The sequence below is a fragment of the Brevibacillus sp. RS1.1 genome (assembly GCF_013284365.1).
Lineage (GTDB): Bacteria > Bacillota > Bacilli > Brevibacillales > Brevibacillaceae > Brevibacillus > Brevibacillus brevis_D.
The window spans coordinates 130,423-151,762 of the sequence record NZ_JABSVA010000010.1; the positions used below are offsets into that span (position 1 = coordinate 130,423).

General features: G+C 48.0%; 21 protein-coding genes. 16 read left to right on the plus strand and 5 right to left on the minus strand.

Annotated features, from left to right (window positions below; translation table 11 throughout):
* Nucleotides 1-30 precede the first annotated feature (30 nt).
* From HP570_RS24445 to HP570_RS24470, 6 genes are all read left to right on the plus strand, one after another.
* Nucleotides 31-2,271, plus strand: coding sequence for a sensor domain-containing diguanylate cyclase (locus tag HP570_RS24445; protein WP_173627485.1), 2,241 nt, complete (start codon nt 31-33; stop codon nt 2,269-2,271).
* A gap of 66 nt (nt 2,272-2,337) precedes the next feature.
* Nucleotides 2,338-3,336 (plus strand): MBL fold metallo-hydrolase, encoded by a 999-nt coding sequence (locus HP570_RS24450; RefSeq protein WP_015892399.1) that lies wholly within the window; start codon nt 2,338-2,340, stop codon nt 3,334-3,336.
* 126 nt (nt 3,337-3,462) lie between these two features.
* Nucleotides 3,463-4,371: a DUF6612 family protein gene (locus HP570_RS24455; RefSeq protein WP_015892398.1), complete on the plus strand. Its 909-nt coding sequence runs from the start codon at nt 3,463-3,465 to the stop codon at nt 4,369-4,371.
* Between the two features lie 256 nt (nt 4,372-4,627).
* A complete protein-coding gene (refZ, locus tag HP570_RS24460; RefSeq protein WP_173627459.1) occupies nt 4,628-5,230 on the plus strand; it encodes a forespore capture DNA-binding protein RefZ in 603 nt (200 codons plus the stop codon).
* A gap of 47 nt (nt 5,231-5,277) precedes the next feature.
* A complete protein-coding gene (locus HP570_RS24465) occupies nt 5,278-7,734 on the plus strand; it encodes a septation ring formation regulator EzrA (RefSeq protein ID WP_173627460.1) in 2,457 nt (818 codons plus the stop codon).
* A gap of 5 nt (nt 7,735-7,739) precedes the next feature.
* Nucleotides 7,740-7,940 (plus strand): hypothetical protein, encoded by a 201-nt coding sequence (locus HP570_RS24470; protein WP_064202190.1) that lies wholly within the window; start codon nt 7,740-7,742, stop codon nt 7,938-7,940.
* Nucleotides 7,941-8,178: 238 nt separating this feature from the next.
* Here the strand turns inward: HP570_RS24470 and HP570_RS24475 are convergent, their stop codons facing one another.
* Nucleotides 8,179-9,480 (minus strand): BaiN/RdsA family NAD(P)/FAD-dependent oxidoreductase, encoded by a 1,302-nt coding sequence (locus HP570_RS24475; RefSeq protein ID WP_015892394.1) that lies wholly within the window; start codon nt 9,478-9,480, stop codon nt 8,179-8,181.
* 78 nt (nt 9,481-9,558) lie between these two features.
* Complete coding sequence (locus HP570_RS24480) at nt 9,559-10,398, minus strand: GNAT family N-acetyltransferase (RefSeq protein ID WP_173627461.1); 840 nt, start codon at nt 10,396-10,398, stop codon at nt 9,559-9,561.
* Between the two features lie 153 nt (nt 10,399-10,551).
* Between HP570_RS24480 and HP570_RS24485 the strand changes: the two genes are divergently transcribed.
* The gene (locus HP570_RS24485; RefSeq protein ID WP_173627462.1) at nt 10,552-11,631 is read left to right on the plus strand and encodes a M42 family metallopeptidase; all 1,080 of its coding nucleotides are present in this window, start codon (nt 10,552-10,554) and stop codon (nt 11,629-11,631) included.
* 19 nt (nt 11,632-11,650) lie between these two features.
* A complete protein-coding gene (locus tag HP570_RS24490; protein ID WP_173627463.1) occupies nt 11,651-12,166 on the plus strand; it encodes a hypothetical protein in 516 nt (171 codons plus the stop codon).
* Between the two features lie 70 nt (nt 12,167-12,236).
* On the opposite strand, the gene HP570_RS24495 is transcribed toward HP570_RS24490, so the two are convergent.
* From HP570_RS24495 to HP570_RS24505, 3 genes are read right to left on the minus strand one after another with little or no spacing between them, the layout of a single operon-like run.
* On the minus strand, nt 12,237-12,374 hold the full coding sequence (locus HP570_RS24495; protein ID WP_167402441.1) for a hypothetical protein: 138 nt from the start codon (nt 12,372-12,374) through the stop codon (nt 12,237-12,239).
* Between the two features lie 21 nt (nt 12,375-12,395).
* Nucleotides 12,396-12,542, minus strand: a complete 147-nt coding sequence (locus tag HP570_RS24500; RefSeq protein WP_173605462.1) for a hypothetical protein — start codon at nt 12,540-12,542, stop codon at nt 12,396-12,398.
* Entirely contained in the window at nt 12,539-13,786 is a 1,248-nt protein-coding gene (locus tag HP570_RS24505) for an MFS transporter (protein WP_173605461.1), read from the minus strand. The genes HP570_RS24500 and HP570_RS24505 overlap by 4 nt, the downstream gene beginning before the upstream one ends.
* A 326-nt stretch (nt 13,787-14,112) precedes the next feature.
* Between HP570_RS24505 and HP570_RS24515 the strand changes: the two genes are divergently transcribed.
* From HP570_RS24515 to HP570_RS24550, 8 genes are all read left to right on the plus strand, one after another.
* Nucleotides 14,113-14,337, plus strand: coding sequence for a hypothetical protein (locus HP570_RS24515; RefSeq protein WP_015892387.1), 225 nt, complete (start codon nt 14,113-14,115; stop codon nt 14,335-14,337).
* Between the two features lie 132 nt (nt 14,338-14,469).
* Nucleotides 14,470-14,781, plus strand: coding sequence for a YtrH family sporulation protein (locus HP570_RS24520; RefSeq protein WP_007720892.1), 312 nt, complete (start codon nt 14,470-14,472; stop codon nt 14,779-14,781).
* Nucleotides 14,778-15,323 (plus strand): sporulation membrane protein YtrI, encoded by a 546-nt coding sequence (locus HP570_RS24525; protein ID WP_007720889.1) that lies wholly within the window; start codon nt 14,778-14,780, stop codon nt 15,321-15,323. Before HP570_RS24520 ends, HP570_RS24525 begins: the two co-directional genes overlap by 4 nt.
* Nucleotides 15,324-15,379: 56 nt before the next feature.
* Nucleotides 15,380-16,156, plus strand: coding sequence for a sporulation protein (locus HP570_RS24530; protein WP_173605459.1), 777 nt, complete (start codon nt 15,380-15,382; stop codon nt 16,154-16,156).
* Nucleotides 16,157-16,352: 196 nt separating this feature from the next.
* Entirely contained in the window at nt 16,353-17,129 is a 777-nt protein-coding gene (gene codY, locus HP570_RS24535) for a GTP-sensing pleiotropic transcriptional regulator CodY (protein ID WP_064202195.1), read from the plus strand.
* A 203-nt stretch (nt 17,130-17,332) separates the two neighbouring features.
* Complete coding sequence (locus tag HP570_RS24540) at nt 17,333-18,826, plus strand: M81 family metallopeptidase (RefSeq protein ID WP_173627464.1); 1,494 nt, start codon at nt 17,333-17,335, stop codon at nt 18,824-18,826.
* On the plus strand, nt 18,827-19,705 hold the full coding sequence (locus HP570_RS24545) for a MurR/RpiR family transcriptional regulator (protein WP_082910071.1): 879 nt from the start codon (nt 18,827-18,829) through the stop codon (nt 19,703-19,705).
* 24 nt (nt 19,706-19,729) lie between these two features.
* Nucleotides 19,730-21,328, plus strand: a complete 1,599-nt coding sequence (locus tag HP570_RS24550; RefSeq protein WP_173627465.1) for an ABC transporter substrate-binding protein — start codon at nt 19,730-19,732, stop codon at nt 21,326-21,328.
* Nucleotides 21,329-21,340 lie beyond the last annotated feature (12 nt).

Sequence of the window (21,340 nt, forward strand, 5' to 3'; positions counted from 1 at the left end):
TGAGAGAGGGAGTTTCTCGTGTCAAGTAAAATGTTGGGGAAGTTAGAGACAGTCTTTTCCTACACGGCCCATTTTATCTTACAATCTTGGCCGGAAAAGCGCCCAGGCATCCTTTTCTTGACAGATTCCGGGGGCCGTGTAATCAACTTCATGGAAATGCAGGTTGGTCCATCTCAGAATTCTCAAGGGCTTACCCTGCAACACGATGTATCGATTGGCAAAGTCTTTGATTTTATTGTAGAGGCACTTTCCTCCAAAGAGATCGTAGTCAAAACGAGCAGTGAAACGAACAACGTGTGTGGAGCCTTTCCTTTGTGTGAAGAAGATGGAAGGGTTCGAGCTGTCATAGGCATGTTAGTGCCCCAAGACCAAATTCATTTCGATTTGTCATCTTACATGCGCGGGTTAGAGCCGTTAATTCGCATGGGATATGATGCTTATATTCAACACGTAACAAGCCAGATTGTCATGGATTTGACGCTGCACGATACGACCAAAGAGCTGCTGCAAAGCTTGACGAGTCAGATCAGTGACATTATCCAAAAAGGCTATTGTTCCGCCGTGAAGCTCGCGGACGACGCCACGTTGATTCCGCAGGAGAGCGTAACAACGCAGGAGGTCGAAGGTGGACAAACCCACATTGCCCAACTGGTTTCGAGATTCGGTACGACGCAAATCATGCCTTCCATTTTGGATGACCACAGGCTTGTCGTCGTTCCTGTCTCCTTGAATCAAACTCCGCTCTACGCATTGTTTTTGCATCTGCCGCCCGAAGAGACGGATTGCGTGTACGACGAACGGGATGTGGCTTTTTTGCAGGAAATAGGCGCGAAGGCAAGCTGTGCGCTTTGGCGTTCGATCATGTCGGACGACCTGCGTCGTGAAGCGAGCAAAAAAGATTTATTGTATCAGTTGATGTCAAAAATTCAGGCATCGATTGATGTAAATGATGTTTTGCATGAAATCGTGACGAGCATTCCCAGCCTTTATCCGTACTTGTCGGCAGAGCTTTTCCTGACGGTTGAACCCAATGCAACCACCCCGGTCAAACAGCTTTCTTTTCAAGAAGTAGAGCCGTCTACCAGTACCAAGGCCTATTTAGAAGGACGTCTCATTGCCGAAGAAGTGGGAGAAGGGGAGCAGCAGGTCACGGTGATCGCAGCGCCACTCTTGGGCAAGCAAGGCATCTACGGAGTTTTGCAAGTGACCTCCGATCAACGAATTACCTTGAATCAGCATGAAAAGGACTATATCTCGATCTTGGCGGATACGGCTGGCACTGCGTTTGAAAATGCACAGCTTTATCAGCAATCTCGCAATTTAATTCGAGAATTGCGTTTGATTAATGAGATGGCACGCCAGTTGAACAGAAGTCTTGATTTAAAGGAAATTCTCGATTTTGTTACGACGATGATGCGGGCTACCTTTGATGCGGAGTTTTGTGCCATTTTGCGAAAAACGCCGGGAGAAGATTGCTTCGATGTGCTCTCTTCCTCCATACCAGCGTTTAATGGCAAGGTTATCGATTCGAAAGAAAAGCCATTTCAGCAAATCTTGCAAAACAAGCAGGCATTGTTGCTGGCTCAGCCAGGGGCAGGACCGCTCCCTTTTTCGCTCTTTTCGTGCTGTTCCTTCATGGGGGTTCCGCTCGTTGTCGAGGGTGAGATTAGTGGAGTCCTGTTAGTCGCAGATTCCCGTTATCATTTTTTTAGTTTTGACGACTACAAACTCCTCGAAATATTTGGCCAGCACGCGAGTTTGGCAATGACCAACGCCGTCCTGCATAATGAAATGGAACGAATGGTCATTACGGATAATTTGACAGGTCTGTACACGAGAAGACATTTGAATGAACGAGTAAGAGGATCCTTACAAAAAGACAACTATGGCTCGTTGATCTTGATTGATATTGATTATTTTAAAACCGTGAATGATACATTTGGCCATCAGGTAGGGGACGAGGTGCTGATTCAGGTCTCCAATCTGATTCGACATAGCATTCGAGACAGTGATATCGCAGCAAGATGGGGCGGAGAGGAACTCGCTGTTTATTTGCCTCGTGTGGACAAAAACACCGCGCATTCTGTAGCAGAGCGCATACGGGAATGCGTCGAGCAGGAGACGTCTCCACAGGTCACGATCTCGTGTGGACTAGCGAAATGGAGCAGGGAGATGGATGTAAACCTGAGTGTAGAAGCGCTGTTCCATCAAGCAGATATTGCTCTGTATGAAGCCAAAAATTCTGGTAGGAATCAAGTTGTTCTCGCCTAGAGCCAAAACAATGGCTCTTTTCTCTTTTCGGAAAAAAAGGCAATTAACTTGAGAGGTAGATAAAAAATGACAACGAACGATGGCAAGCAAAGGATCGCGACGCTGGTAGCGCCTGATATTTATTGTCTGGAGATACCCACACCTTTTGATGTAGGGGCAGTAAACGTCTACTTGCTAAAAGGGGAGCGCTTGACCTTAGTTGATGTGGGTCCATCGACAGATGATGCGTGGGCGGCCTTAACAAACGGCTTAGAATCAATTGGGGTAAGCGTGGAGGATATCGAGCAAGTCATACTGACGCATCATCATGTGGATCATTGCGGGCAGTTAGAAAAAGTACGCGAATTATCGGGAGCGAAGACATTTGCCCATCCGCAGGCAACGCCCTATGTACAGCAGGATGAGCAGTTTATGACTTTTCATGATCAATTTTTCGAAGAGCTGTACATCCAGAGCGGTGTACCAGAAAAAAAGATGGTCATTATCTCGAAATTCCACAAGCTGATGAAGACGTTTTCTGCGCCAAGCCAGATTGACTTTCATCTCAAGCATGAGCAAAAGGTACCATACTTGGAGGACTGGCAGGTACTGTACACGCCGGGACACAGCCAAAGCCATCTGTCGTTGTATCGGGCAAAGGATCAAGTCATGATTGGTGGAGACCATATCATCAAGCGAATTTCATCCAATGCGTTTATTGAGCCACCCCGGAATCGCACGAGTACAAGACCACTGACTTTGATTCAATACCGCACAGCGCTGCAAATGTGTGCGGACATGGAGATCAAACAAGTCTTGAGTGGACACGGTGAACCGGTTTACAACCATCGAGAGCTCATACTCGCTCGATTGCAAAAGAACTGGGAGAGAACAGACACGCTCCGCAGGCTTCTTGCAGATGGCGAAAAGACAGCTTTTGAACTGAACGCTCTCTTATTTCCAGGCTTGTACCAAAAAGAATTGCCATTGACGTTATCCGAGACATTGGGGCATATTGATTTGTTGATGATTCTCCATCAGATTGAAGTGAGAGAGCAGGATCGAGTCTTGTATTACCACCTGTAAAACCTGATTATGCAAGAGAGGCTTGCAAGTAGAATAAGCCTATTCCTCCCCGGAAACGCTAAAAGGGACTATTACCCTGGGCCCCTACATGAGGCTGACCAGGGTAGCCGAGGGAGGGTAGCATCTATGCAGAAGTATTGGCCCATTTGCGTGATGGCTCTAGTGTGCACTGTTGTTGTAGGTGGCTGTAATCAAATGCGTGTGAAGCAGGATGCGAATACAACGTTTGAGCAAGTCCGGGACAAGTTCGATGCGCAGAAATCGTATGCGTTCTACGGGCAAACCAAGCTGCTGACGGCGAACAGTGCCAATGCGAACATGGTTAACTTTTCGGGCAGAAAAGACGGAGAGGCTGTTTACATGAACGTGAAGCTCTCTGTACCAGAGGAAAACAGAGTGGATGACTTATCCTTGCTCAGCCATGGTGACAAGCTGTATACCAAGGATGGACAAAACGAAGGCTGGAACCATGTCTCAGGGGATAGCCCGGCCCTGCATCAAGAAATGAACAACTGGAACCCCGTCGCATCGTTTCAGCAAATCGACGGTATGAAACGAAACGTCCGGATGCTGCCTGATGAGAATCCAAAGGACGATTTTGAAGCGCTTGGAGTTGTATTGGATTCTGCCAAACTAAAAAGCTGGCTTGTTGCTCAAATGCAAGAACAAACAAAGTCGGGAGCAAAAGTCCAATCGATAGCAGGGCGAGAGAAACCCTACATACCGAAGCTAAAGTTAGCGATGTCACTCTCAGAAGGAAATTGGAGAGGGGCGCCTGCCCATCATTCTGGACCCACGATTCAGTCCAAGAAAAAGGTGGACGTAAATGAGCTCGTGAACCAGATGGAAGTGGAGGCAGAGTACACGATTCACTACAACAAAAAAACGATGCTCCCCACGAACATGACGATGTCCATTCGATCTGCTTACGATTTGAACGATCAGCGTGTAAAAGAGCATACGCAAGTAGAAACGTATTTGCAGCAATACGGAACAGTAGCCCCCATCACAGTTCCAGAGGAAAAAAGCAAATAGGGAGTAAGAGTAATCAAGTGAGACGTTCCTCTTGCAAAACAGACAGGAGCGTCTTTTTTTTGTCAGGGAAAATTGAGTAAATGAGGTAACGTCCTCGATGCTTTATACGTACTTCTTATGTGGAAGAAAATCTATGCGGTAGCGGTATTTTTCGATGGAATCAGCATGATGAGAAGGAATCATGGAAAACATTGTCGAACATACAACAAGACTATCTTTTTTCGTCGAATAATCTGTACAATGGGAAAGATGCCTGATGGATCTGACGAAAATGCGTATTTTATCCGCAGCAGCGAAGCTTTTTGATGTTCATGGCTACAAAGGAACCTCCGTAAGACAAATTGCCTCTGTTGCTCAAGTAAATTCCGCGCTGATTTCCTATCACTTTGAAGGGAAGCAAGGAGTCCTGGAGACGCTGATTGCTTCTTACTTTGAGACGTTGTTTCGCCTTTTGGAAGAACTGGAAAACGAGCAGGAAAACATCCCTGCCTATCAACGATTGGAACAAGTTGTGCAGCTATATTTGCAATTTCAATGTGAGCATGCGCCTATCACGCGGTTGATTCACCGTGAGCTGAGCGTAGAATCCATGCTTGCTCGTGAAGTGATGACGCTATATATGAGCCGATGGAAGCACGGGCTTTCACGTGTGATCGAGGGCGGTGTCGTCTCGGGTGAGTTTTTGCCCGTCTCTATTGATCGTACAGTACTGGCTATGACGAGTCAGATGATATATCCATTTTTGCAACCACAAATGGTTCGCCAGGTCTATGATCTGGAGCCATCTTCCGAGGAGTTCGTCCAATGGCTGCAAACCTCGATTATGTGTTATCTGCGAGGTTCTTTGCTGCCTGCTTAGGCGTGGCCTCTCCCAATGAATGATTCTAGTAAGGGGATGTATGACAAGTGAAACGAAAACTATTCATGCTCTGTTTGGCAGGCATGTTGTTATATACGAATCCGGTTTATGCAACACCGTTTCCAGATAAAAAAGACGAAGTTGTTCAGGACGCTGACAACTATTTGAAAAAAGAAGACAGAACCGCCTTTGCAAATTCATTGAACGGCCTACCAGGCAGCTACAAAGTCGTGGTAGTGGAAAGCACCGCACCAGAAGCTGAATCTCCAGATATGTATGCACAAAAGCTGTTTGACAATTACAATTTGGCCGATGATGCACTAATGATCGTACTTGACATGAACACCGAGCAGCTGGGGATTTATGCCGGTCCTTCTTTGCAGGAAAAAGGTGCGACGCTGACATTACTGCATGAAAAAATCGCGTCTTTTTATGACGCATTTCGTACACAAAAGCAGTATTTGACCGGTATACAAACTGTAATCGCGGAAGTAAACAGGGAGCTAAGCCGCATTGAAAACAAGCAAGCAACAGCAATACCGGATGCGACCGACGCTAGTAAGGCGCCAGAGAGCGAAAGCAGTAGCGCACTCGGAGGTATTCCGTGGTGGATTTATCTGGTTGGGGCAGTATTTGCTGGGTTATCGATCGGCTTGATTTACGCGATGATCAGACGCCGTGCTATTTTTGCCCAAGTAGATGATGTAGAGGATTGGAAGGAAGAGCTCGTTGAGAAGATCAATGTCATCGAGGTGGAAAAACCGCTTCGCCGTTCCAGCGGCATGACAGAAGTACGTTACCACCACTTGGCAGACAAAAAAGAAAATCTGTTGCGCATTCGTATCCCTGATGTAGAAATGATGATTCTCGATGCGGAAGAGGCTTGTGATCGTTTCCGTTTTACGTTGGCACTTGGCATGTTGAATGAGGCGAGAGAGGCCATTACAAAAATTGAGGATGAGCTGGATGAGCTAAAAACAGACACATCCAAAGTGGCAGTTACCAAGCAAGAAAATAAGGTTGTTGTTCCTGAGATCGGAAAGCAAGTGGAGCAGATGGAACGACGTTTGTCCGATTTGCGTCTGGAGTACGGATTGTCTTTCCATGAATTGAAAGCATCGCTGGATGAAGTAGACACGATGCGAAAACTCGTGAAAACTGCGCGGGCAGCAGGGGACGACATTGCCGCCTACGAAACCACACAAAAAGCTCAGCAAGTACTGGAGCAGGTAGGACAAGCGATGGAGCTTATTCCAAAGCTTGTGCAACGCGTGAAAAAAGAATTGCCAGAAGAATTCAAGCATCTGGAAGAAGGAATTGAGCAGGCCGTTCGCGATGGCTTTGATTTAAAGCAGGATTCCTTGGACAATGCCCTCTTGCAGGCGAAGCAATTGGTCATGTCAGCGAAGAGCGCTTTGGAAGAGGGCAGCCTGGAAATGGTGTTGACCCATGTCAAAGCGTTCGAAGTGCTCATTGATGCGACGTATCAAGCGATAGAAGATGGCGTTCTTGCACGTGATGAAGCTGCAGCGACGGTGTATGCAGAAGTTGAATTGGAACCGCAAGCAGAAGGAAATCAAGGTATAGATGAACCAGACTTTGTGCAGGAAGAAAAGAGTGCAGAAGTAGGCGCGGTGGAACAGGATGATTCGCTACAGCAAGTAGCTGCGACGTCCACGCCTGTGGAGCCGGAGATTCGTACACCGGAGCCGACTCCAGCTAGCGAGATCGAGCATTCTGCCAGCGAAGAAAATCCAGGAATGACAACTTCTTTCCAGCAGACGAAAGTGGAAGAAGAGCGAGCGGTGAGAGGAAGATCCTCAGAGCTGAGTGAAGCTGAACGTTCCGTGTTGTTGCAAGCAATTCCTCAGCTATTCAATAAAAAAGCAAAAAAGCCGGCTCCAGAAGTCAAAGCTGAGGAACCTGTGTACGAAGAAGAAGAAGAGTACGAGTTGGTCATGCCGAAGAATCAGCCTGAACAGGAAGAGATGATTCCGGAAGAAGAAGAGCAAGCGTATTTGGTCATCGAAACGGAAGACGATGCGCTGGATGAACTGGAGCGCATTTCTAACACATTAGTCCGCGTTCGTCAGCAAATCAAGCGTAGCTACTTGCCAGGCATTCCGGATCAATTGAAATACATGTTTGAAGAAGTTGTGCAAACGTTGGGCCGCGTGCAAACGATCATGGAACAGTACCGCTATGATCTGGAAGAGGTCGCCATGCTGGTCCAGGACGCGAGTGATTTGGTCGGCGAAACAGAGCGAATGGCAGAACGAATTATCGCAACTTGCCAGATGGCAGAGGGTGCCATCCAGTATACAAACCGATATCGCCGCCAAAATCGTCAGGTCAATGAGTTGTTGACGAAGGCAGAGATATCATTTCGACAACTAGCTTTCGCAGAAGCGTATCAGCTTGCCGAGGAGGCCCGGTTGGTAATTGAAGGCGCACCAGCCGAAGATGATAACGGTTGGCTTCTCCGTCGTAAGAAAAAGGGTTGAGCCAGATGATGATCTTTCCTCTCTTCTTATTGGCAGTTGGGATTCTCGTCATGGTACAGCCGCAGACAAAACGTTGGCAATCGCGGATGAACGCTCATTTTCAGGGAGACGAAAGGCGCGTTAAGCAGCGTGCCAACACGTTTTTTCTGTTGGGCCTAGGCTTTTTACTCGCTGGATTTGCGTATTTGTTCCGCCTTGTCGGATAAACCGATCATCAATAATAAAGCACCTGCTATGAAAAGATGGATGTACCGTCTTTGGTAGCAGGTGCTTTTTGTTGGGCAAAAAAAAGAAGCATCGCTCACGCAGGCGATGCCCCATCTAGGAAGATAAAGGGAGTAAGGTCTGTTAAATCAGCACATTACAACTAGGGGGGAGTAATGTGCTGATTTCTCTTTTCATGAAAAGAGAACCTGATTCATAGTTTCCCCATTCCCTGATCATCTAAACGTCATTCTCGTAAAAAAATTCAAATGCTTCCTGCGCACTATGCGTACCCGCAGAATAGCCAGACGAAAAGGCGATGGTGATGTTGTAGCCACCTGTATGGGCGTGGACGTCCATGACCTCTCCAGCGAAATACAACCCATCCATGAGCTTGGATCTCATCGAGCGTGGATCGATCTCTTTTACACTCACACCGCCACCTGTAATGAACGCTTCCTCAAGAGAGAGCGTCCCCGTAATGGTGAGTGGAAAAGCTTTGATCAAGTTCGTGAACTTGCTCCACTCTTGTTTCTTCATATGGCTGTAGGTTGTTTCATCCGAAATTCCTGCCAAGGAAAGCAAGAGTGGAATAATCCGTTCGGGGAGGAAGCCTTTGATTGCATTTTTTACTGCCTTTTTTGGCTGCTCCTCAATCAGCTGCCAGCTTTCCGCCGTGATTTCCTCGGCCGTTTTGTCAGGCATGAGATCGATCGTCAGAGATAGAGGAACCGCTCCGTATTTTCGTTGCGACACAGAGACATAATGTCCCATACGCAGGGAGGCGGGTCCTGATATTCCGAAATGAGTGAAGATCATATCGCCTTCCTGTGTATTGATCTTTTTCCCATTGGGCGCATACAACGTCATCGTGATGTCACGCAGCGACAGACCCTGGATCGATTTATCGCGAATAAAAGAGTCATTGGCTGTAAGCGGTACTTCAGTAGGATACAGCTCTGTGATCGTGTGCCCGGCTGCTTTTGCCCACGCATAGCCATCGCCTGTAGAGCCTGTCTGTGGTACAGAACAACCCCCGACGGCAATAATCACACAAGGCGCGGTTATTTTCTCACCAGACTGGAGCATGATGCCACCGACTCTACCTTCCGAGTAGAGAACTTCCTTTACAGCGGCGTTTAAATGAATGCTGACACCTCTTTGCTTCAACAAATCAATCAACGCTTGGGCGACTGTCACTGCTTTATCTGTGACGGGAAACATACGGCCCCGATCCTCTTCTTTTAACGCGACACCCAACTCCTCAAAAAACTGGATAATCTCACGGTTGCCGAATTGGGTGAGAGCACTGTACATGAAGCGACCATTTCCCGGCATTTGTTTGATTAATTCATCTTGTTCCTTGGCATTGGTTACATTGCAACGACCGCCGCCCGATATGATGAGCTTGCGTCCGAGCTTCGAGCCTTTTTCCACGAGACAAACTCTTGCTCCTTGGCCAGAAGCAGCAATAGCAGACATCAGCCCAGAGGGGCCACCGCCTATGATAATAACGTCATACTTGTATTGTGATCGATTCATTTCATTCTCGTCCTTTGTTGTATAAGGTTGGGCAAACACCATTTTACCACAACCTACCCACCCGGCGCGCCATTCTAGCTAGGATAAAGAGGACGAGGCACCTAAAATATCAGTCAACGGCTGCTTTTCTAAGACGTAACGAACGATGGATTGATCACGGAGGATATTCGTAACGACATAACCTTTGGCAAAATAGGTGGTGAACAATTCGCGCGTCATCTCTCGCCACATGGAAGCGACGGTCATATCAGCTCGTTTAACATCCTGGAAGAAGGCAGGGACAGGTAGTAGCACGATAGTCTCTTCGCATGACAAATCGATTTCGATAGGATGTGGAATGCCATCCTTGATTTCCAGACGCAACAGGTCAGGTACCTGTTCAAGAGAGGGAGTAGGGTTGTTCCCTGCCTGACGCGATTCCACACGATCGCTTCCGATCATCCATTCCACGAGGAAACGGTCTGTCGGCAGTCCTCGATTAAAGTCGTCATCAAGCTGTCCGTAGCAGTTTGGCAAATACGTTCGAACGATACCTCCCAGCTTGGCGATGTTGAGAACACCGTTTACAGTCTCTAGCGGATCGTAGGTCCATGTGATTTTGGAATAGCCCGCAGCCGCCGCTTCTTCTTTTTGCAGCCATTTCATTTGTACGCCCAGCCCTTGCTTGCGATACTCTGGCAAAAAGCCGAGCATGTGCGAACAAAGATGGGGTTCTCCATTGGTGAAGCCCGGGAAGCTGTACAAGAAGCCAATCATTTCCTCGCCATCGAATGCCCCTAAAAACAGACCGCCAAACTTTTGCATGGTGAGTGTCATATGGTGAGGAATAGCACTAGAAGGGTCCCATATTTTTCCTTCCATTCCTTCTAATTGCTCAATTTCACTGAATTCGGACAACTTTCGTAACGTGATTGCCATCTGCTTTTTCCCCCTCAAAACGATTCGTGTTTTTTCTTCATTCGGGACAAGATCTTGCATTCCTGCTTGGAGGTAGTTGCGTCTGAATTCTCTCTCGCGGATAATAGAGAAGGTTAACAGGCATGAAACTAGGGTCGGGGAGGATTTTTGGCGATGGAAAATAAATTTCAAGCTGAACTGTGGAACCGTTTGACGCAGGCACCAGGAGCGCCTGGCTTCGAAGGTCCGGTACACGAGATTATGAGGGAATACATAAGCAGCTATACGAGTGAACTCATGTACGACAATTTGGGAAGTATTTTTGGCGTTATGCGTGGTGACGAGAACGGTCCAAAAATTATGGTAGCGGGTCACATGGACGAAGTCGGCTTCATGGTCACCCGAATTTCTGATAAAGGATTTATTTCATTTCAGACGCTGGGAGGCTGGTGGGGGCAGGTTCTGCTCGCGCAACGTGTACAAATTATAACGGACAACGGCCCAGTTGAAGGCGTAATCAGCTCGATTCCACCGCATGTCTTGAGCGACGATCAGCGTAATCGCCCGATGGATGTGCGCAACATGTACATTGATATCGGCGTGGATTCACGTGAGGAAGCAGAACAGGTAGGGATTCGGGCTGGCCAGCAAATCGTACCGGTTTGCCCGTTGCAGGTCATGTCCAATCCGCGCCGTATCATGGCGAAAGCATGGGATAATCGCTATGGTTGCAGTTTGGCAGTGGAGCTCGCAAAAGAGCTGCATGAAAACCCAAATCATCCGAATGTCGTCTACGTCGGGGCTACTGTACAGGAAGAATTGTCCGGGCAGCGTGGCGCGAAAACTGCCGCTGCGTCCATTGATCCGGATTTGTTCCTGGCATTGGATGCGAGTCCAGCCACAGACATACCAGGGGTAAAAGATGATGGCGGCAAGCTCGGCGGTGGTCTGTTGATGCGCATCTACGATCCGATGTACGTCATGCCGGTAGGATTGCGTGAGCTTCTTATCTCCACGTGCGAAGAAGAGAACATTCCGTACCAGATTTATGTGGCAAAAGGCGGGACGGATGCAGGTGTCGTTCAGTACCATGGCAAGGGAGTGCCGTCTGCCGTTATTGGAATTCCTTCCCGTTACATTCACAGCCATGCTTCGATCATTGACCGCGAGGATTACGAGGCAGCCAAGCGTCTCTTGTTCAGTGTCATTCGCAAGCTGGACCGTGCGACGTGGGAAGCTATTTTGCCTAGATAAGTGAGTAGAAAGCGGAGGAATGCTTTTGAACGCGATTATATTGTATACACGGCGTCAGGGCGAAGCGACGTCGTTTGAATTTAATGTGTTTGACAATCAATTTGCTACGGAGAATCTGGCAGTGCGCAAGGTGTTGATGGCGATGCTTGCAGCCGTTTCCAACAAATTGACTGATCTGGAAGTGGAGTACAACGACAGCATCCTGGTGGAAAAGGTCGGGGCGAAGCGTGCCGGTGAACTGCTCCGTTTTCTCGGGGCAACAAAAGAGAACATGCGGGAAAATCTAAGCAATGGTGTAGTGGTCAGTCGGATCTTTCATGCGCCTTTTACACAGGAGCACTATGAATACTTCTACAACCTGACGGACATCGCACAGCTGTCACACTATCGCTTACAAGAGGGCAAAGAAGATCGTATCGTGTTTTATTTCACACGCTATCTCCAACTGATTGCGCCTGATGAAAAGTCTCGTCAAGTATTTTTGGAGGGATTGGAAGAATTCTCATTGCCGTACAAGCTCGTATCGATTTCGTAAAGGAATTGAAAAAAGTCATTTTGCCCTTGCATGAAGGCGCAAAATGACTTTTTTATTGATTGCCTAAGAGTTAGGTGGAAGGACGATTGGGTCCCTCCAGTTTTTTGTCTCCATAGCCCGGAGCATCGTTTTGAACGTTTTTGGGCTGGCGATTGCGTTCGTCTGGTCGATTTTGCTGTACGGAGGAATCCTTGTTTTGCTTAGTCATGTAACTACCCCTTTCTCAGAGTCATGGTTGCCAAGGCGAATTTGTTTTTTGGCGAATGCGGGAGGATACATGGTCCTCCAGTTGGATGAACAGGGAGGTGAGCGGCACTCGCCGAAGCACTTCCATCTGCTTTTCGAGTTGATGCTGTGCGTTTTCCTCTACGTTCATGTGGCCCCTTCCTTTCTGGGAGTTTTTGAGGGGGAGTCAAGTACAGCATTTTTGTGGCGAGGGATGGCGTATAGGGCAAACAGACCAAGAATCGCCGCCAAAAACAGTGTAATCACTCCGTAGCCAATCCACGGATAAATGCTGCCGACTCCCCCAAGCTTTTCAACCATTGCTCCACCCAATCCAGTTCCCAGAGCCGTCCCAAGACCAGATACGAAATTGGAAAAGCCAAAGTACGCCCCCAGCCATTCTTCTTTTGCGAAATGAGTGACGAGACTGTCCAGCATGGGCATAAACAGCATCTCACCCAAAATGAATAGAATCGCAGCCCCGGACAGTGTGAGGAAGTGGTTTGCCCATCCCATGAGCGTTAGCCCTGCACCCAACAAGATCGTTCCCATTGTGACAGACAAGTACGGATTGATGCGCTGTAGTACAAAACGTGAGATCAGCCCTTGCAGGACCACGACACTGAGCGAGTTGATCGTCCAAATGAGGCCAATCATCGTAGCGGAATGCAGGACATGCTCTCCCCGCAGCGGGAGGATCATGGCGAATTGAGCATAGATCGCCCAGATTAAGAGCGAGATCGCGGAAAAGAGCAGAAAGCTGCGATGGGTCAAGATGTGACGATACTCCTTGAGCGGCGTTTGCTTACAATCAGTTCCCACACAGCGATCATCGGGAAGGATGAAGCGAGAAAAAACAGCAAGTGCTCCGTACACAAAGGCAGCTACGAGAAACGGCTGTTTCCCACCCGCAGTCATCCATGTAATGATCAAGCCTGCGACAATAATCCCGCTGTGAGCGAGTATCCCTCTCCATGAGAAGGCAGCCGTTCTTTGGCCCTCATCCACTTCATCCGCGATCATGGCTTTTATGGTAGGAGCGAGCAGACCAAGACCCAAGCCGTTGACCGAGGAGAATAACAAGAAGAAACCATAGGAATGGCTGAAGTGATAGCCTGCCATGGCACATCCTTGAAGGAATGCCCCCAAGGCTAGAATGGTGCGTTTGCCCCAGCGATCTGACATCAAGCCGCCTGCCAAGCTTCCGATTTGGTATGTGATGCTTCCCGCTGCCAAAATGATGCCGACTTGAGAGAGTGAAAGAACCCGTACCTTTTGCAAAAAGACTGGGAAGACGGGAATGACCAGGTAAGAGGCCATGTGCATGAAAAAGACGACTAGCAGTAACAGCAGGTAAGGCTTGTTGCGTAACAGAGATCCAGTAGAGGCTGTCATGTTCGTCTCCTCTTTGATTCATTCCTCTCTAGTATGAGTGGAAAAGGAGTGTCCCTATGCGTCGTTTTTCACAACAAAGTAGGCCAGCACACAAAATCAATATGAAGGCAGGCAAGTGTCCAATCCAACAAGCGTGGAACCACATATACCTATAGGGAAAGGTACCATGGGCGGTATGGAATGGTGCGAGGAGCGCGGCAGGATGAAGGGGGGATCTGACGTGAGAGGATTTGGTTTCTTCAACGAGGAAGGTTTCGAAGTGATCATCTGGATCATCGTGATCGTTTTTCTCCTCGTTATATTTTTTGACGAAGGGATAGATTAAGATGAGTGGATATCGACCGGTTCGGCAATTGAATCACTATTACAAAACAAACGATGCTTTCAAGAAATGGATTCGTGCCAACGAGCAATGGTTCAAGCAAAATCCAGAGGTTTTTAACCAGATGTTGCGAAATCCGAAAATGGTCAACTTGTTTACGGATCTTATGATCATGAACTCGCCGCGCATTGAAAAGAAACTGAAAAAATGGAGAAGGAACCAACGCTGATCGACCCGGCATGCTGCCCAATCTAGCATGCCGCTTTTTATTTGAAACGCTGGCGAGTTCTGTTATAAAACCGGGATGACGAGCGTAGGGATAAGCATATACTGCTTGTTCGAAGAAAGGATGAAGCACAACATGGCACAAGTCATTTTGACGTTTTTCGTGGCTTATGGCATTGTGGTCGGCGGCGCTCTCTCAGGTGGGGTGGGCGCTTTTCTCACTGAAAAGCCTCCGCTGTTATCGATGGCCCAATTGGCTGACCAGCTCAAAATATGGGGATTGGTTGGGGCATTGGGCGGAACGTTTGATTCGTTTTTGCAGATCGAAAAAATACTGATGGGAAATTTGACACCTGTCTTCAAACAGCTCGTGATGATCGTCGTCGCATTCTTGGGTGCCCATATCGGAACGATTTGTGTGCATTGGCTGGTACAGGTGCGCTCATGAAAGTGATTCTTTGGAAGCGTTACCTCGCGCTTTTGCTCATGGGGTGCGTGTTGGGCGGAACCGTGATTTTATTTACATACGGACGCGAAATGGAGCAGATGATGCTGATCAAAAAAAGCTTGGAGCTGCAAAACAAAAAACTGTACGAGGAAAATCTGGAGCTGAAGCAAAATCAGCGGGTCTATCGCAAAAAGCAAGAGACTGTCATCGAAGACGTACGCGCCTCTGTACTCACTGCAGATCAGAAGCAGCCGCTTCATGCCACCATTGTGGTACAAGTAGTTGATCGCGTGGAAAAGGATCTCGCTTCGTTAAAAGGGAAGAAGGTTGAGCAGGTTGCGGAGGTCCATCAGGTCTTGCATGAAATGCTGCGGCGCCGCGAATATATTTTGTCTGATCGAACGACAGTGGAGGTACGAATCAAAACAGTCGTGATTAGTAGAACGTTGCATGTGTTCGTGACAGCGGACGTTATACCGGATGATGTTTGGCAAAAGATTGCGCGAAACTTTCTATTTCTTCCACCGTATATTTCAATATAGAATATCTGATAGCCAGATCATGTAGGTCTGGGTCGGTATAAAGGAGAGGCGAACACATGTCCATGTTCAAAAAATTATTGGCTAGTGTAGGTATTGGCTCTGCGCAAGTAGATGCACGTCTTGAGCAGGATTCACTCATTCCCGGAGATATGGTCAGAGGTGAGGTCCATATCAAGGGAGGAGATGTCGCCCAGGAAATCGACGAAATCTACATGTATGTCGTCACACACTATGAAAAAGAAAGCAACGACTCTAAGACCAAGGAAGAATGCACACTTGTCAAATACCGTCTGTCTGAGCGGGTACAATTGAAACCGAAAGAGGAAGTCGTTCTGCCATTCGCTTTTCAATTGCCGTATGAGACGCCATTGACAATGGGGCGTCAACCCGTTTACTTGCGGACAGGTCTCGATATTAAAAATGCGATCGACCCAGGTGATTCCGATTTCATCGAGGTTCGCCCACATCCGTTAATGACCAAAGTGTTGGATGCTGTTCAACAGATCGGATTCCAGCTGTACAAGGTAGACTGCGAATACAATCGCCACCTTGGCCGCAATCATCCGTTTGTACAGGAATTTGAATTCCGTCCGACAGGGCCATACCGCAGTCGATTGGAGGAGCTCGAAGTAGTCTTCTACCTTCGCGATGGCGAATTGGAAGTTTTATTGGAATTGGACAAACGTGCGCGCGGCTTTATGGGGGCACTTGAAGAAGCGTTTAACCTTGATGAACGCTATGTCCGTTTCCGCTTAACGAATGCAGACATGAACAGACATACGCATGTCATTGCCGAAGCGATTGAAGCGCTCATTAAGAAGCAGCTTCGCTAGAGAATGATACCAAAAAGGCCTGACGGGGTGAAAATAACCACTCTGTCAGCCTTTTTTCTTTATGAAGGTCTTCTCGCTTTTCTACCTACCTAAATTCCTGTACACAACCTTCTTTTTAATTTTTCGATTTGGATGTATAGGGCTGGATTTTTCTGACAATACTGTGAGCATGAAGAATCCAGAGGAGGATATTATAATGAATTTGTTAGAAAAAACGAGAAAAATTAATGTGATGCTTCAAAAAACAATGGGTGGCAGCGGAGTAGGCTTCCAAGATCTCGCAAGACTATTATCTGAAGTGATTTCTGCAAATGTTTACATCATTACCGCAGATGGCTCAATCCTGGGAAGTGGAATGAATCAGGAGATTTCCCTGCAAGAAGAAGGGCGTTCATCCACGCAGCTACAGGAAGGTGTACATCAGAAGCTGCTAGAAGCTTCACAAACCTTGGCCAACGAGCCGGTTACCAGCCCGTACAGCCTGGTTCCAAAAGAGTTGAATTCGATCTTCCCGCAAATGATGACGACGATTGTTCCTATCAACGCAGGGGGGAGCCGTCTTGGCACACTCGTCCTGCTGCGTGCTTACGGTCAGTTTGAAACAGAGGATCTGATTTTGGGCGAGATCGGTGCTACCGTGATCGGTATGAAAATCGTTCGGCAGCGCACAGAACAAATCGAAAATGAAGTGCGTGACAAAACCTTTGCCAAAATTGCACTCTCTTCGCTGTCCTACAGTGAACAGATCGCGATTGAAAAAATTATGGAGCAATTGGATGCACGCGAAGGCTTGCTAGTAGCTAGCCAGCTGGCAGATCAAGCAGGTCTGACACGTTCTGTCATCGTGAACGCTCTTCGCAAGCTGGCAAGCGCAGGTGTGCTGGAATCCCGCTCGTTAGGGATGAAGGGTACCTATATCAAAGTACTGAATGACAAATTCCCATCTGAATTGGCGAAATGGAAAACCTCATAATTTGCACGAGCTACGAAAGAAGCTCTCCCTGTACGGGAGGGCTTTTGTTTATGAATCAACGAGTATAGCAGAATCGATAAAACGTTCATAATTTAGCGATTGAACAAATGATTTTCTTTCCTTTATAATGTCCAGAAAGGTTTAAACTTCAAAAAATTCAAAAATTAAAGTTCATACTTCAAAATCGAATGGAGGGTCTAAGAATGAAGGTGATTATTGGTGGGATTGCGCATGAAACGAACACGTTTTCCAATGTGCCCACGACGCTTGAGATGTTCCAAAGCTATGAGTGGGATTATCATGAAACGATTGTGAATCGCAATCGGGGCGTTCGCAACTTTCCAGGAGGGATGGTGGATCGCGCCGAAGAGCTGGGCATCGAGCTTTTGCCGACCTTTCTCACCTTTACGTATCCAGCGGGGACGATTTTGCGAGAAGCGTATGACCGGATCAAAAAGGAGCTTCTTGACACGATTGCTGCAACAGAAGGTGCAGATGCCATTTGTCTGGGGCTTCACGGAGCGGGGGTTGTAGAAGGAATGGATGACCTGGAGGGCGACATTCTGGCGTCAGTGCGTCAGTTGGTCGGTTATGACATTCCCTTAATTGTTACGCTCGACCTCCATGCAAACATGACACAAAAAATGGTGGATGAGGCCGATGCGCTCCTGGGTGTTCACCTTTACCCGCATGTGGATTGCTATGAACGCGGTATTGAAGCAATCGACCTGGCGCATAAGATGGTTACGGAAGGGATCAAGCCAACCATGCATTTGACCCGACTGCCACTATTGATCCCGACATCTGCTACTCATCATTCCCCGGCACGTGAAATAAACGAAGCCTGCTGGGCGTGGGAAAAGGAAGAAGGCGTCATCGACTGTGCATTCTTCCACGGTTTTCCGTACACGGACATTCCTGAGCTGGGCGTCTCCGTTTTGAGCGTGACGAATAATGATCAGGAGCTCGCCAAAAAAGTGAGCGAGGATGTCGCTTGTCTGATTTGGGAAAAGCGGGATGAATTCGAGCTGAACATGCCGACTCCTGCCGAGGGAATTGCGATGGCACTGGAAACGGAAGGCATGCCCATCGTAATCAATGAGACTTCAGATAATCCAGGCGGAGGCACACCCGGAGACGGGACGCATTTGCTGCGGGCGATGCTGGAAGCCAAGCTGACAAATGCATGCTTTGGATTTATTTACGATCCCGAAGTGGTCCAGATTGCGCACCAGGCTGGAGTAGGTGCTACCGTACAGCTATCACTGGGTGGAAAGACAGACTACCTGCATGGAGAACCACTTGAAGTAACAGCCTACATCAAAGCTTTGACAGATGGAGAATTCATTGCGACAACGCCGATGGGGCAAGGGGGACATGAGAATTTTGGCAAGTCCGTTCGCTTGCAAATCGACGGGGTTGACGTCCTGGTTTGCTCCGTGAAATCGCAAGTGTTGGATGAGCAAATTTTTCTGTTGCACGGAATGGACGTGACCAAATACAAGATCGTGGCCTTGAAATCAAGCACACATTTCCGAGCATCCTTCGAACCGATCAGCGCACGCGTCATTACCGTCGATTCGCCGGGATTGACGACGCTCAACTTCCGATTCTTCAAATACGAGCGCGCCATTCGCCCAATTTACCCGTTAGACCCAGCCACAGAGTGGAACCTACATCAATTGACAAGGAAGTAGATGATCATGGAATCCGTACAGGAGCGCATCCGCAAGCATTATCCGGAATTGACCAACCAACAAAAACTCGCAGCCAAATACATTCTCGCCGAGCCGAAGACCGTTGCACTGCAACCAGCAAAAGTTGTCGGGGCATTGAGCGGCACAAGCGAGACGACAATCATCCGACTATCCTACGCTCTTGCCTACTCCGGGTACAGTGAACTGCAAAGTGAGATTCGCAGCTCCTTATTGGAAAAAGTCCCAAAAGCTGATGCCATCCACAGTTTTCGCACAGCGGCAGTGGAGATGAAGGGAAAACAAGACCTGATTTCTTATAACATGGAGCAGGATGTTGCGTATATTCGGCAAACGTTAGGGGAATTGCAAAAGAACCATCTTTTGCAAGCGGTTTCAAGTATTATGGCAGCCAAACATATTCTCGTTGTAGGGTTTCGCAGCTCCTATGCTCCAGCCCACTGGCTCGCCTTTACACTGAATGTTGTCAGAGGAAACGCGCATCTGTACAATGGGCCAGTTGATGACGTCAACTATTTGTTGACCCAGATCAATCAGGATTGGCTCGTGATCGCACTCTCCTTTCCCCGCTATACGAGTGAAACGATCCTGTTTGCAAAAGCGGCCAAAGAGAGAGGCGCCAAAATAATCGGGATTACAGACGATGAGCTATCTCCGATTGGGCCAGTAGCTCATCAAATTTTAAAAGTCAGCGCACCTGCTCCTACTGCCTTAAAAGGAATGACGGCGATCTTTTCCATGCTGAATATTTTGATCAGTGGTGTGGTTCAGGCTGATGGAGAACAGGTACAACAAAGACTGAAAGAATACGAAGAGACAAGTCGACAAATATACCCGTTTGCGGAAGGGACAGAAGTGTAGCGGCAATTGATAAGGGGGATGGACATGAAGATTCACAGGTGGAAGCAAGGGGCCTTGAGTGTATTTGTAGCAACGGCGTTGATTGCAGGCTGTTCCTCACAGCCGACCAATCAAGCGGGGAATGACACGTCGGCCAAAGGGAACACATTAGTCATCGCTTCCTTGACGGACCCAGACTCGCTTGATATGCACAAAACGAGCTGGCTGAGCATGGAAAACAGTCTAATATACGAGCCTCTGTTAACCCGTGATGCAACAGGCAAACTTCAACCGCGTTTGGCAGAGAAGTACGAAATCTCGCAGGACGGCAAGGTTTGGACATTTATCCTCCGCAAAGATGTCCGCTATCACTCTGGCGATCCAATGACGGCAGAATCCGTAAAAGATTCCTTTGACCGTTTGCTCACCATATCGCCTGTGAAGGGGCTTGCAGGTCCGATTGAAAAAGTGGAAGCAACAGACGAACATACGCTCAAGGTGCATTTTAGCCAACCGTTTGCCCCGTTTGTTAACGTCATTGTCGGTGGATTAGTCTCGCCTCTTGACGCCAAAAAGGCAAAAGAATTAGGGGATGGCTTCGCAGATAACCCATCTGCAACGGGGCCGATCATTTTTGACAAACGCGAGCGTGGGGCTTCGCTGACCTACAAGAAAAATCCCGATTATAACTGGGGACCGGAGTACGCTGCCAACAAAGGTCCTCTGCAATTCGACAGCATGATGTTCCGGTTTATGAAAGACGACGATACGCGCCTAATGGAATTCAAAAAGGGTACGGTCCATGTGTTGTATGATGCGCCGCCGAACTCGGTTGCGGAGCTTGAGACACTGCCCGGAGTCAAGATTGAGAAAGTGATGGACATTGGAAACAAATACATCGCATTGAACAATAAGCACCCGTTGTTTTCAGATGTCCGTCTGCGCAAAGCAGTAGCCCTCTCCGTAGATCGCGATCCACTTGTTCAGGTAGCGTTGAACGGCTTCGGCAAGCCGGTCTATGGTCCTTTGGCACCCACGATTTATGGCTACAGTGAAGCGATTGAAAGCAAGGCGAAGCAGTTATATACGAGAGATTTAGGCAAAGCCAAGCAGTTGCTAGCGGAAGCAGGCTGGACGGACAGTAATGGGGATGGCATCGTAGATAAGGACGGAAAACCGTTGTCGGTAGAAATGCTCGTCTCTCAAGAGCCAGCATTTCAGCGAGCGGTCCAGATATTGCAGAGCCAGCTGAAAGAAGCAGGGATTGATATGAAAATTAGCGTGCAAGAAATGACAACCATCAAAGAGCGCATTTCGAAAAAGTCGTATGATATGGCTTTGATGTACTACGGCTGGTTTGATGCGGATATCTTGTACCTCATCTTTGAAAAGAGCAATTCAACAAGCCGTACTCATTACAACAACCCTGAATTGGATGTTTTACTGAACAAAGGACGTTTGGAAATGAATGAGCAGGCGCGTCTCAAGATTTACGAAGATGCACAGGAGATTTTGGTGAATGACATGCCGTGGGTTCCGTTATGGGTGAGCGAGACGGTGATAGCGACACGTGGTGTCAAAGGCTTTACGGTCAATCCGTACACGCAAAACATTACGTTGCATGATGTCACGCTTGAAAAATAGACAACGGAGGTG

What these genes read in the sequence shown, in the direction of transcription:
- HP570_RS24445 (WP_173627485.1), top strand. Translation starts at nt 31, where the DNA reads ATGTTGGGGAAGTTAGAGACAGTCTTTTCCTACACGGCCCATTTTATC.
- HP570_RS24450 (WP_015892399.1), top strand. Translation starts at nt 2,338, where the DNA reads ATGACAACGAACGATGGCAAGCAAAGGATCGCGACGCTGGTAGCGCCT.
- HP570_RS24455 (WP_015892398.1), top strand. Translation starts at nt 3,463, where the DNA reads ATGCAGAAGTATTGGCCCATTTGCGTGATGGCTCTAGTGTGCACTGTT.
- refZ (WP_173627459.1), top strand. Translation starts at nt 4,628, where the DNA reads ATGGATCTGACGAAAATGCGTATTTTATCCGCAGCAGCGAAGCTTTTT.
- HP570_RS24470 (WP_064202190.1), top strand. Translation starts at nt 7,740, where the DNA reads ATGATGATCTTTCCTCTCTTCTTATTGGCAGTTGGGATTCTCGTCATG.
- HP570_RS24475 (WP_015892394.1), bottom strand. Translation starts at nt 9,480, where the DNA reads ATGAATCGATCACAATACAAGTATGACGTTATTATCATAGGCGGTGGC.
- HP570_RS24480 (WP_173627461.1), bottom strand. Translation starts at nt 10,398, where the DNA reads ATGGCAATCACGTTACGAAAGTTGTCCGAATTCAGTGAAATTGAGCAA.
- HP570_RS24485 (WP_173627462.1), top strand. Translation starts at nt 10,552, where the DNA reads ATGGAAAATAAATTTCAAGCTGAACTGTGGAACCGTTTGACGCAGGCA.
- HP570_RS24490 (WP_173627463.1), top strand. Translation starts at nt 11,651, where the DNA reads ATGCTTTTGAACGCGATTATATTGTATACACGGCGTCAGGGCGAAGCG.
- HP570_RS24495 (WP_167402441.1), bottom strand. Translation starts at nt 12,374, where the DNA reads ATGACTAAGCAAAACAAGGATTCCTCCGTACAGCAAAATCGACCAGAC.
- HP570_RS24500 (WP_173605462.1), bottom strand. Translation starts at nt 12,542, where the DNA reads ATGAACGTAGAGGAAAACGCACAGCATCAACTCGAAAAGCAGATGGAA.
- HP570_RS24505 (WP_173605461.1), bottom strand. Translation starts at nt 13,786, where the DNA reads ATGACAGCCTCTACTGGATCTCTGTTACGCAACAAGCCTTACCTGCTG.
- HP570_RS24515 (WP_015892387.1), top strand. Translation starts at nt 14,113, where the DNA reads ATGAGTGGATATCGACCGGTTCGGCAATTGAATCACTATTACAAAACA.
- HP570_RS24520 (WP_007720892.1), top strand. Translation starts at nt 14,470, where the DNA reads ATGGCACAAGTCATTTTGACGTTTTTCGTGGCTTATGGCATTGTGGTC.
- HP570_RS24525 (WP_007720889.1), top strand. Translation starts at nt 14,778, where the DNA reads ATGAAAGTGATTCTTTGGAAGCGTTACCTCGCGCTTTTGCTCATGGGG.
- HP570_RS24530 (WP_173605459.1), top strand. Translation starts at nt 15,380, where the DNA reads ATGTCCATGTTCAAAAAATTATTGGCTAGTGTAGGTATTGGCTCTGCG.
- codY (WP_064202195.1), top strand. Translation starts at nt 16,353, where the DNA reads ATGAATTTGTTAGAAAAAACGAGAAAAATTAATGTGATGCTTCAAAAA.
- HP570_RS24540 (WP_173627464.1), top strand. Translation starts at nt 17,333, where the DNA reads ATGAAGGTGATTATTGGTGGGATTGCGCATGAAACGAACACGTTTTCC.
- HP570_RS24545 (WP_082910071.1), top strand. Translation starts at nt 18,827, where the DNA reads ATGATCATGGAATCCGTACAGGAGCGCATCCGCAAGCATTATCCGGAA.
- HP570_RS24550 (WP_173627465.1), top strand. Translation starts at nt 19,730, where the DNA reads ATGAAGATTCACAGGTGGAAGCAAGGGGCCTTGAGTGTATTTGTAGCA.